This window comes from Bacillus sp. FSL H7-0578, from assembly GCF_038630855.1.
Lineage (GTDB): Bacteria > Bacillota > Bacilli > Bacillales > Bacillaceae > Bacillus > Bacillus safensis.
In genome coordinates this window covers 2,584,537-2,596,384 of sequence record NZ_CP152045.1, presented here as the reverse complement: position 1 = coordinate 2,596,384, position 11,848 = coordinate 2,584,537, and the positions used below count along the sequence as shown (strand labels likewise).

Annotated in this window: 10 protein-coding genes; 1 reads left to right on the top strand and 9 read right to left on the bottom strand. The window is 41.2% G+C overall.

Features of this window, described 5'->3' with window-relative positions:
- The first annotated feature begins 106 nt into the window (after positions 1-106).
- A complete protein-coding gene (locus MHB41_RS13295; RefSeq protein ID WP_041114996.1) occupies positions 107-1,459 on the top strand; it encodes an amidohydrolase family protein in 1,353 nt (450 codons plus the stop codon).
- Between the two features lie 38 nt (positions 1,460-1,497).
- Here MHB41_RS13295 and MHB41_RS13290 read toward each other — a convergent pair whose 3' ends face one another.
- The 9 genes from MHB41_RS13290 to MHB41_RS13250 form a co-directional block, all read right to left on the bottom strand.
- Positions 1,498-3,435, bottom strand: a complete 1,938-nt coding sequence (locus tag MHB41_RS13290; RefSeq protein ID WP_327827687.1) for an ABC transporter permease — start codon at positions 3,433-3,435, stop codon at positions 1,498-1,500.
- Positions 3,425-4,186 (bottom strand): ABC transporter ATP-binding protein, encoded by a 762-nt coding sequence (locus MHB41_RS13285; protein ID WP_041115000.1) that lies wholly within the window; start codon positions 4,184-4,186, stop codon positions 3,425-3,427. The genes MHB41_RS13290 and MHB41_RS13285 overlap by 11 nt, the downstream gene beginning before the upstream one ends.
- Before the next feature lie 105 nt (positions 4,187-4,291).
- Positions 4,292-5,296, bottom strand: a complete 1,005-nt coding sequence (locus tag MHB41_RS13280; protein ID WP_340900046.1) for a sensor histidine kinase — start codon at positions 5,294-5,296, stop codon at positions 4,292-4,294.
- Complete coding sequence (locus MHB41_RS13275) at positions 5,296-5,985, bottom strand: response regulator transcription factor (RefSeq protein WP_065214755.1); 690 nt, start codon at positions 5,983-5,985, stop codon at positions 5,296-5,298. Before MHB41_RS13275 ends, MHB41_RS13280 begins: the two co-directional genes overlap by 1 nt.
- A gap of 109 nt (positions 5,986-6,094) precedes the next feature.
- Positions 6,095-7,015: an iron-hydroxamate ABC transporter substrate-binding protein gene (locus MHB41_RS13270; RefSeq protein WP_176966877.1), complete on the bottom strand. Its 921-nt coding sequence runs from the start codon at positions 7,013-7,015 to the stop codon at positions 6,095-6,097.
- A gap of 197 nt (positions 7,016-7,212) precedes the next feature.
- Complete coding sequence (locus MHB41_RS13265; protein WP_024424818.1) at positions 7,213-7,812, bottom strand: response regulator transcription factor; 600 nt, start codon at positions 7,810-7,812, stop codon at positions 7,213-7,215.
- Positions 7,809-8,945 carry a sensor histidine kinase gene (locus MHB41_RS13260; RefSeq protein WP_340900047.1) on the bottom strand — a complete coding sequence of 379 codons (1,137 nt, stop codon included), beginning with the start codon at positions 8,943-8,945 and terminating at the stop codon, positions 7,809-7,811. The genes MHB41_RS13265 and MHB41_RS13260 overlap by 4 nt, the downstream gene beginning before the upstream one ends.
- A gap of 116 nt (positions 8,946-9,061) precedes the next feature.
- Positions 9,062-10,117 carry a fatty acid desaturase gene (locus tag MHB41_RS13255; protein WP_034279598.1) on the bottom strand — a complete coding sequence of 352 codons (1,056 nt, stop codon included), beginning with the start codon at positions 10,115-10,117 and terminating at the stop codon, positions 9,062-9,064.
- A 188-nt stretch (positions 10,118-10,305) separates the two neighbouring features.
- Positions 10,306-11,748 carry a DEAD/DEAH box helicase gene (locus MHB41_RS13250; RefSeq protein ID WP_041115008.1) on the bottom strand — a complete coding sequence of 481 codons (1,443 nt, stop codon included), beginning with the start codon at positions 11,746-11,748 and terminating at the stop codon, positions 10,306-10,308.
- Between the last annotated feature and the right edge of the window lie 100 nt (positions 11,749-11,848).

Here is an 11,848-nt window from a genome sequence, read left to right as displayed (position 1 = left end):
TCATATATTGGGATAAGTCACTTTTCTTCTATTTTGATCCTGTTCTGTTTTAAAATGACATTGAGGCGGGGTCACTTATCCTCGTCATTTGAAAAGGGGGATATGGATGAAGAAAACATTGTTTAAAGATGCAGCTCTTTTAACACTGGATCCATCTTTAGGTTTTCTTGAAAAGGGAGATTTATTAATTGAAGGGAAACATATTTTAGAAGTTGGACCTTCAATTGAAGTAAGTGATGCTGACATTGTTGATGCATCTGATATGGTCATCATGCCAGGTCTTGTAGATACACATCGGCATGTGTGGCAGTCTGTCATCCGGGGCATAGGAACAGATTGGTCTTTGCAGACATATTTGAGCAAAATCTATTATGGCAACTATGGATCGATGAGACGCCCATCCGACGATCGAATCGCCAATTATTTAGGGGCATTAGAGGCTTTAGATGCAGGTGTGACCACGTTTTTAGACTGGACGATGATCAATTCAATGGATCATACAGAAGAGCTCATTGAAGGATTAAAAGATGCGGGCATACGAGCTGTTTTTGCTTTTGGGTCCTCTGGAGATGCTGAATATTGGGATAGAGAGAGTACGCTCACCAATATGGAGGACGCAGCACGTGTGAAAAAAGCGCATTTTCAATCATCAGATCAGCTTTTAACAATGGGACTTGCGATTCGTGGACCAGAGTTTTCTTCATGGGAGACGTCGGTATTTGAAATTGAAACAGCCCGGTCTCTAGATGCTCTATGCAGTATGCACATCGGCTTTGGGAATTGGGGAGCGGAGGATCGATCGATTGAGCGGCTTCATAAAGCAGGGTTACTCGGACCGGATTTGAACATGGTGCATATTAATGCAATTGATGCGGATCAAATGAAGATGCTGGCAGACAGCGGAAGCTCCATATCCATTACCCCTGAAATTGAAATGATGATGGGTCACGGTTATCCTGTCACAGGACTTGCGATTGCACAAGGTGTTCTTCCAACGCTCGGTGTAGACGTAGTGACAGCGACAGGAGGAGATTTGTTTGCCCAAATGAAATTCGGACTTCAAGCAGAGCGCGCGATCCAAAATCAATCGTTGTTAATGGATGGGATCATGCCGGGGCCTGAACTTGGGCTGTCTGCTCATCAAATGCTTGAGGCTGCGACGATCAATGGCGCTCGTGCATTACAGCTCGATCATAAAATTGGGTCGCTTACACCTGGGAAAGAAGCTGATTTCATCCTAATCGACCGGACAAGCATGAATCTTCTGCCGATGACAGATCCGGCTGGCGCGGTTGTCCAAACGGCACACCCTTCAAATGTTGATTCTGTTTATGTGGCTGGAAAAGCCGTGAAACAAAACGGAAAGCTTGTCGGTGTGAATCTAGAAGAGGTCAAACGAAAAGCTTATGCAGCAAGAGACCATATTTTATCACACAAGTTTGAATCAACACCTTCGTAAATAAAATAACCCCATAGGCGATGCCTATGGGGAATTGATTACAAGGATTCTTTAATGACCTTTTTATAATATTGGACAGACAGAAATCCGAAGACAGAATAGAGGGCAGTGTAAATCGACATGACGATGAGCATTGGAGTCCACAATTCTCCGCCGAACAAAAACCAGCCTGATTGTACAGCAAAGTAGCTGTGCAGCAATCCGATGATGAGCGGAATCCCAAAGTTAAACAGCTGTTTAAGCCGGATGCCTTTTAATAGATCCTTCTCAGTAAAACCAAGCTTACGCAAGATCGTGTAGGAGCTTTGTTCCTCTTCACTTTCATTCATTTGTTTAAAGTATAAAATGCAGCCTGATGTGACAAGGAAGCTGAGACCTAAAAATCCGACCACAAACATCATCAGTCCTATTGTTTGTTTTTGCTGCTGAGCTGAAGCTAATTGAGACATGCTTTTGTCACTTAGTTTTAAAGATGTAAACACGCTATTTGCTTGTTCAAGATTTTTATCATCTTTTATATTGACTGCGTTATATTGGCTATTCTTAAGCTGCAGCTTTGGATCTTTCTGCTTGTCGAGCTGCTCAAAAACATTTTGACTCACGACGGCAACAGGCAGACCGCCAAAAGTGAAGTTGTAAGAAATGAGATAATCTTTCTTCATATCCATGACTTTCAAATCAACAGGCTTTTTGATGAGAAGTTTCACATTGCCTGAGCTTTGAATCGGCATGAATTTCTTTAATAGATCACTGTAGCCGCTTAAAATCACTTCGCTTTTCTCCACATGAATATTTGGTGCGTTTTTCTCACTGATCACAGGCAGTGTCAATACGCCTGGATCATTATTCATATTTTTCAACTCTGAATCCATGATTTTTTTCGCATCAAATTTTGCTTGAATCACTTTGACCTGCTTTTGATCATAAGCAATATGTTTGTCAGAAAGTGCACGAGTGAAAGTTGCTGCTTCTTTTTCTGAGCCCATGACGAAATGAGCTGGAATTTGCTGCTCAGCGGTTTTTTCTGCTGAGTAATAGGAAATGTAGCTTAGAGCCAGCAAACCGATGGCAAGTGCAGATACGGTTGTAATAATCGTTAAAAGCAGTGCATTTGATTTTAGCCGGAACATAATGGATGACAAAGATAACACTTCGTGAATGGCGAGATAGCCATTTTTTCTTTTGCGTACGATATTGGCAATGAAAGAAACAGAGCCTTTGTAAAAAAGAAAGGTACCGATGATGACAGAGGCTAAAATATAAATCATAGCTAAAAGTAACTCAAGCATCGACTTATATGAGCCGGTAAAAAGCTTAGAAGAAATATAATAGCCTGAGCTGATCAAGACAATACCGAAAACCCCAATGATGATTTCAAACACAGAGATCTTTTTCACACGCTGTTCTGTCGAAGATGTTGTTCTAAACAAAGATAAAATGGTCTGTCTATTAATAAACCATCTATTTCTTAACATGATTAATCCATAGATGATGAAAAAGACGATAAGTGTCTGTAAAAGGGCCATGCCTGAAAAGTGCAGGTTGGCGATGGCGCTGACGCCGGTTACTTTAAATAGCACCATCAGCATGAGTTTTGAACCGATAAATCCAGCTATGATGCCAACACCCATGGAGAATACGTATAGAATAAAATTTTCTGCATTAAGCAGTTTAGCAATTTTTTGTTTCGTCATGCCGATGAGCTGAAGGAGGCCTATTTCTCTCCCTCTGCGTTTAATAAAAATGCTGTTCGCATATAACAGGAAGATCCCAACAATGGCAATGAGTAGTACAGAAGCGGCTTTGATCGCCGCACCGCCCTTAATGGAGCCTTTTACATCATCAAGTGCTGGTGAGTACTGCAAGGTGACAAAGGAAAAATAGAGCGCGACACTAAACACGAGAGCAAACACATACAAATAGTAATTCTTCAAATTTTTCTTCAGGTTACGGAAGATGAGCTGATTAATGTTCATGCTTCACACCGCCTAAGACACCTTGCGTTTTCATAATATCCTCGAAAAACATTTTTCTTTCTAAAGCGCCTTTATTCAACTGTGTATAAATCTGTCCATCCTTGATAAAAATGACGCGGCTTGAATAGCTGGCTGCGACAGGATCATGTGTCACCATCACAATGGTCGCTTTTCGTTTACGATTGAAATCTTGCAGCTTGTTGAGCAGGTCAGATGCAGATTTGGAATCAAGTGCCCCTGTAGGTTCATCAGCGAAAATAAGACTTGGTTCATGAATGAAGGCACGAACCGCCGATGTCCGCTGCTTTTGTCCACCAGAGAGTTCATTCGGGTATTTGTCTCTTAGTTCATAAATCCCCATGTCTTCTGCGAGCTGCTGAAAACGTTCAAAAGCTTCTTTTTTTGGTGTTTTGGAGATGGATAAAGGCAAAAGAATATTTTCTTTGACCGTGAGTGTATCAAGTAAATTATAATCTTGAAAAACAAAGCCAAGCTGCTTTTTTCTAAATTCCGCAAGCTGCTGATCCTTCATTTGCGTCATCTCAGCATCTGCAATACGAATGGATCCGCTGGACACATGATCGATAGACGACAATACGTTCAGAAGGGTTGTTTTCCCCGAGCCTGATGGCCCCATAATACTGACAAATTCCCCGGCTTCAATGTTCAAATCAATACCGCTCAGCACCTCTTGTTTGTTGAATTTATTTCCATAGCTTTTATAAATTTTGCGAGCTTCTAAAATGTTCATTTGCTGAACCCCTTTTTCTTTTAATTGATATCTCTAGTATAAAAAGAAGCCTGCTGGACGTCCTTCGATTTGGCGAACAAAATAGACGAGCATGTGACATTGTTGTCACATGCTCGCAATATGAACAAAATCATTCTTTTTCGGAAAGATGAAGGTGAAGGTTGTACCTTCATCTATCGTGGAGTTGACCTCGATCGTCATATGAAGAGCGTCTGCTCCTTTTTTCGTTAAATAGAGCCCCATTCCCGTTGAGGCGGTGTCATTGTGATGTCTTGTTGAGGTAAAGCCTTTTTCAAAAATACGAGAGATGTCTCTTGGATCAATTCCTCTGCCTTGATCTGTAATCGTCAGCATGACTTGATCATTTATTTGCTTGCTTTCAATGACAATATCGGAAGAATGGCTGTATTTGACTGCATTTGTGAGTACCTGTCTGATCATAAAGGATAACCATTTTATATCACTTAATACGGTACGTTCCTCCAGCGTCAGCTCAAAGCCGATTCCTTTTTGCATACACCATGATTGGAGAGCCTTGATTTCTTTCGCTATGATGCTTTGCAGGTCCAGCTTTTCAATGAATAAATCATTTTCGATATGACGTACTCTGCTTTGGTGCAGCTGGGCATCAAGTAATAAATGGATTCTGAGCCACTCATACGTCATATTTGATTTCAGCTGCTGATCTGTTAAACGGTCAATCATTAAGCGCATCGCTGTAAGCGGTGTTTTGACCTCATGTATCCAAGAGAGCAATTCATCTTTTTCTTCTTCAAGAGCGATTTTCTGCTCTGCTGCCATCCGCCGGTAGCGTGCAATTTGCTCTGACGTCGCATCATGGATGAGCTGCTCAAATGGGGAAGAGGGGATTAACCGCATTTGATGTTCAATGTCATCATCCCATTCTTTGAGCCTCTCATAATAAGCCGTTTCTTTTCGATATCGAAAAAAGAGAAAGACAATCATGAGAAATGTAGACAATAGCACAATATAAAAAAGAGAAGCGATTGGAATGGTCGTATCCAAATAAGCAACAAACAGAATGAGGAGCTGCAAACTAAGAAAGAAAAGAATCCAGCTTCTTCGTTCTTTTAAAAATGCTTGCAGCATCATTGATCATCCTTTTCCTTTGCAAGATAGCCTTGACCCACTTTTGTCTCAATGAAGGCGCCAAGGGAGATCTCGTCTAGTTTTTTTCTGAGGCGGTTGACGTTTACAGTCAGTGTATTATCACTGACAAACCGTTCATCCTCCCACAATGCTTGAATGAGTGATTCACGGCTGACGATATGATTTTTATGCTGAATCAATTCCTTGAGAATAAATAACTCATTTTTCGTTAATTCAACCTCACCGTGATCATTTGTTACGGTGTTTTTTTCTAGGTCAATCGTAGCGCCGCACCATACCTTTAGGCTGGCCGGTTCTGCATTATAATCATGCACACGGCGAAGAACAGCACTAATTTTGGCAATGAGTACGTCAAAGTGGAAGGGCTTTTGCACAAAATCATCGGCTCCGAGCTGCATCGACATGACCATATCAGCAGGGTGGTCTCTTGAGGAGAGGAAGATAATCGGAACATTTGAATGATGCCGAATCATCCGGCACCAGTGAAAGCCATCGTATTTTGGCAGCTGTATATCAATAATGACGAGATCAGGCTGGACAGACGTGAATTCCTGCAGCACCTGATGAAAATCTTGAATCCCATAGACATCATAGGACCAGTTGACTAGACGTTCTTTGATTTCTTGGAAGAGGGTTGTATCATCTTCAATCAGTAGAATCTTAAACAAAATCAGCACCACACTTTTTGTATTCACTTGTTGTCATTGTAGCGGAAAAAAGTCCCTGCCGCTAGAAGCAGACAAGAAAAAAGCAAGGGAAGAGGTCCCTTGCTTCAGCTTATTTACCTAAAAAGTGCTTTTTAAAGAATGATAGTTGGAATTCAAGTGTGAGTGGGTCATTAAAATAGAATTCCTCTGCATTGGCTTCATACACACGATGTTTTTTGACAGCCGGGATGGACTTGTAAATTTCACTGTTTTGATAGGAATTGTCCATTTCGCTGTTTTTACTAATGATCATATAGTCTCCTGCAAATTCAGGGATGACCTCCTGTGAAACTGCGTAGTAGCCGGCTTTTAATGCTTTTTCTTTCACTTTCTCAGGCATTTTCAGTTTCATGGCTTGATAAAGAATTTCTGTTCCGCGGCCCCATGCATCTCCAAAGACGTAAAGATCTTTTGTGCCACTTTCAAAGACAGAAACGGTTGCATCTTCGCCGATTTTTGCTTTGATTTCTTTTCCAGCTTCAGCTGCGCGTTTTTTGAAATCTTTAACCCAAGCTTTTGCTTCTTTTTCTTTGTTTAATACTTTTCCAATTTCAATGTGCTGCTGAAGGTAATCAACTTTGTTATACGTAAATAAAACGGTTGGTGCGATTTTTTTGAGCTTTTCTACATTTTTAGTATTGCTTAAGCCAATGATGACGTCAGGCTTTAGCTTCATGATTTTTTCTATATTGGCATCCGATACTTCTTCCACACCTTTTAATTCCTTTTGGAAGCGCGGATTCTTTTTTGACCAGGAGTCAACGCCGACAAGGTTCACACCAAGTGACATGACATTACCTGTGTAAGAGCCGAGAACAACGACACGTTTTGGATGCGCTGGCAGCTTCACAGGACCATTTTCTGATTGATATGTAATTTTGTCTGATGATGTGGATTGATTTCCTTTATTTGAGGAAGAGGTGCTGCTATTGCCACATGCGCTCAATACAAGTACAAAGATGAGCATCAGAGGGAACAATATTTTCTTCATGAATGTAGACTCCTTTGAAATCGGCACATAAGCCGGATATTGGTGGTATTAGTGATAATGATAATTATTATCACTTGGATATCATATCATAGAACTGTGGGCTGTTGTCAATGACATTTTGATAGCTGGTGATAAAAAATAAAGAGGGGATTTTCGATAAAAAAAAGATCAAGGCAGCATGTGTCCTGATCTTTTTTCTATTTAAACCAGCCTTTTTCTTTTGATCGTGTAATGGCTTCGATGCGGTTTTTCACTTCCAGCTTATCTAAAATAATGGAAATGTAGTTCCGGACAGTGCCGCTTTTAATGCTCAGTTCTTTTGCAATTTCTTTTGTGTTTTTACCATCTGCGACGAGTTCAAGAACCGATTTCTCCCGCTCCGTTAAAGGGTTTTCGTCACTATATAAGTCTTCCATCAATTCAGGTGCGTACACCTTTTTCCCTTTCATCACACTGCGAATGGCACTTGCCAGCTCCTCGCTTGGGCTGTCTTTCAGCATGTAGCCGCTGACGCCAGCTTTTAGCGCCCTTTGGAAATAACCGGAGCGGGCAAAGGTCGTTAAAATGATGATTTTCACATCTGATCCTTTAAGCTCTTCTGCTGCATCAAGTCCGGATTTTCCCGGCATTTCAATATCCATTAAGCAAATATCAACAGGGTGTGTTTTGGCAAAATCGATGGCATCTTGGCCGTTCGTACCTTTCCCAACAACCGTCATATCGTCTTCTAAATCGAGAAGTGAACCGAGTGCACCAAGCAGCATTTGCTGATCTTCTGCGATAAAGATGTTGATCATTTCATCCCCTCCTTTTCTTTTGCTGCTGAATCATTTGGAATGCTCATAATGAGCTTTGTCCCGTCTTTTGTTTCAATACGCAGGCGGCCATTTGCAAATTCCAATCTTTCTCTTATTCCTAAAAGGCCGTGACCCTTCGTTTGAGAGGGCGGATAGTCGCCTTTAAATGTTCCGTCGTCCTCAACGGTGATGATGGCTTCCTTTGATTTTTGGTGAATGGTGATTTTACAAACAGTCGCGTCACTATGTTTGACGACATTTGTCACCGCCTCTTTGATGCACATGCTCACAATGTTTTCGTTCAGAAGTGAGATGTGTTTCGGTGCTTCCTTTTCATCATAGATCAACTCAATGCCAGCTGCATCGAGAATTTGCTCGATGTTCGACATTTCCTCTTTGATTCGGATCCCCTTCATGGAGGAAACAATCTTCCGTACTTCATTGAGAGACGTTCTGGCGGTCTGCTGGACGCTTTTGAGTTCGACACGGGCCTGTTCAGGGTCTTTATACACGAGTTTACGGGCAAGATCACTTTTTAACCCGATCAAAGAAAGCTTTTGTCCAAGGGTGTCATGCAGGTCGCGTGCAATGCGCTGCCTTTCTTCAAGCTTCACAAGATCAGCAATCCGTTCATTGGCATATTCTAATTTCTCCTCAAGCCGTTCACGTTCCTTCCTGCTCCGAATGCTGAGAGGAAGAAGAATGGCACTAATCAGGGTGATCACGACAAAAGGAATTTGTGTGAGAAACCAGCCCTTTTTTAAGATCAAACTAAAGTTCACCGCTATAGCAGCGCTCCCTAGATGAATATAGTATAAGATATAAAAAGGTACTTTTCTTTTAATATGCCCATTGAAATAGGCGATGCAAAAAGCGAAATAAATATAGCTGTAGAGCATCACATAACCAGTTGAAATACCGATCAATAAAAGACCGAAGACATATAAAGACCAGCCTTTTGCGACAAAGGCAAAACGATACACAGCGAAAAAGACGACGTTCAAAATAATGCCGATCACAATACCTAAAGTCGAAGGTGTTTTAAAGATAAAATAGAAGGGCAGGATGAAAAAAATGGCCCATATATAGGGAGAAATCCCATGCAATTTTTGAATTTTAAACTGTTTTTTCATCCGTGTGCCACCTTTTCCGTTTTCGTTCTTTTTCCTTACTTTATCAAATTCAACTTATGGTTGCATCCTGTAAATGACAACAAGCTCCTTCTAGTGTAAGAAAGAGCTTGCACCAATTATGCATTTTTCTTTAGAATGTCTCCTTTAATGACAGGTGCGGGCATCTTCTTAGATTGCCGTGCTTCTTTAAAGGTAACGAATGCTTTCGTTTCTTCATCCCAAAGTCTAAATTTCATTGATTCAATACTTGTTTTTAAAGTGATGGTTGGAACATTTTGAAGCGGCTCACTATGATCATGTGCATGCTCCAAGTGATAATTCGGTACCCTCGGACTTAAATGATGGACATGGTGATAACCGATATTGCCTGTTAACCACTGAAGAAGCTTTGGCAATTTGTAAAAAGAACTGCCTTCTACCGCTGCCTGCACATAATTCCAATGTTCATCTGCTTCAAAGTAAGAATCCTCAAACGTATGCTGAACATAAAACAGCCATACACCGATTGATCCTGAGATCAGGAAGATTGGACCTTGGACAAGCAGGAACTCCTGCCAGCCAAAAAGAAGACACGTTGCAGCTGCTAGCGCAATGATGCTCACGTTTGTGAAATACGTGTTCCAGCGCTCTTTTTTACGTGCATTTTTGACGTTGAAACGGTTTTTTAAGAGAAAGACAAAGATCGGACCTAAAATAAACATCACAAAAGGGTTACGGTAAAATCTGTAGCGAAATTTTGTCCATGCTGATGCTTCTTGATATTCTTTGACTGTCAGGAGCCAAATGTCGCCAGTACCTCGTTTGTCTAAATTACTACTTGTGGCATGGTGAATTGAATGATCTCTTTGCCATTGAAGATAAGGGAAAAGGGTGAGTACGCCCGTTAAAAAACCGAACAGGTGATTCAGCGGCTTCTGTTTGAAAAAGGATTGATGGCAGCAGTCGTGAAAAATAATAAAGACACGTACTAAAAAACCAGCTGCAATAACCGCAAAAAAGAGGGTTAAAAGGTAGGAGATGTTCAGGCTATAATAGGCAAGAAACCAAAGCCCCAAAAATGGAATGAATGTATTAAAGAGTTGAATGATACTTTTTTTTGAATCAGCACCAGAGAATTGGCCAACTTGTTTTCTTAAAGAGGCTTGCTGCTGTGTGTTTGTTGAAGTCGTCATGAACGTTCAAGTCCTTTCCGTTTCTTTCTTCTTCAAAGTATAGAAGGAAAGGTGTCATACTCATAGTAGCACCCATCATGTATTCAATATGACATTTGTCATGTTTGACCTCAAAAAGGCTGATGGGATCACGGTTTTGAGTTTATTTCTCATCAATAAAAAAAGTAAAGGCGCTGGGCCTTTACTTTTTATGAACGAGCTTCATGTACTTTTAACTGCTTGCCTTTAATGGTTGTGTGGCGCATAGCATTCAGCACAAGAGGGCCTTTGCCGTTTAAAATATCGACATATGTTTTTGTGTCTTGAATCGTAATAATCCCAATGTCATCGAATGCAACGCCTTCTATTTTGGCAATGGTCCCAACGAAATCAACAGCCCGCAGTTTCTTTTTCTTTCCGCCGTTAAAATAAAGCTTCATAATATCCTTCTCAACGCCTGCCTGTTTATTTTCCTTTTGAATAGGCGTTTCAATCTTTTCTTCAAAGCTTTCTACATGCTTTTCTGCTTCTTCCTTTGTCGGATAAGGCTGAGTTTGAAAATCTATGCCGGCATCCTGCTTTAATTCATCAATAAGCGGCTTTGCATTCTTTGTCATAAACGCAATCGTTTTCCCGCTTTTCCCCGCTCTGCCTGTTCTGCCAGTCCGGTGAATATAGCGCTCTTTTTCATAAGGAAGATCATAATGAATGACATGCGTCATATCACTGACATCAATTCCCCTGGCTGCTATATCTGTTGCGATCAGATAACGGAATTCACCTTTTTTAAATTCATCCATCACATCAAAGCGGTCTTCCTGTCTCATGCCGCCATGAATTTTGTCACAGGGCACATCCCATTCGTCCAGCTTCAGCGTGAGTTCATTCACCCGGTCTTGTGTATTACAGAAAATAATGCAGCTATCTGGATTTTCAATGACGATCGTACGCTGAAGAAGGGAGAATTTCGATTCTTCTTCTGTTTCAATCACGGTGTGAGTGATTTGCTGTACAGACGTTTCTTCACGTGCGATCTCAATGACTTTGGGTGATTGTAAAAACTGTTCGCTCAATTTCTTCATGTCATCAGACATTGTCGCTGAAAACAGCATCGACATGCGCTTTGGCGGCAGATACTGAATAATAGAAGAGACTTGATCGATAAATCCCATGTTCAGCATTTCATCCGCTTCATCTAACACGAAAAATTTGAGATTTTCTAAAGAAAGGGTGCCTTTCTCAAGGTGATCCAAAATGCGGCCTGGTGTCCCGCACACAATATGGTTTTTCTGTGAAAGCTCTACTTTCTGCGCTTGAAAAGGGGCTTTTCCATAAATGGCTGCGGCTTTGATTCGTTTGAATCGCCCGAGGCTTGTGAGGTCTTGTTTGACCTGCATGGCGAGCTCTCGTGTTGGAACGAGGATGAGGGCTTGAGGTTTATTTTCAGCCCAATCAACCATTTCACAAATCGGCAGACCATAGGCTGCAGTCTTGCCGCTCCCAGTCTGAGATTTGACGATTAAATCCTGCTTTGAAAAAGCAATTGATAATGTCTCGTGCTGAACAGGTGTTGGTGTATGGAAGTGAAGCGCTTCTAACGCTTGTTTCAATTCATCACTTAATGGATATTGATCAAAATGTTGTAATGTCATCGTGTTCTCCTTTTCGTACATTCATACTTGTGACATCATACCATAACCATGACCGTGAATGAAAAGACATAGAAAAAAGCCCCGTAAAGGAGCTTTCAGC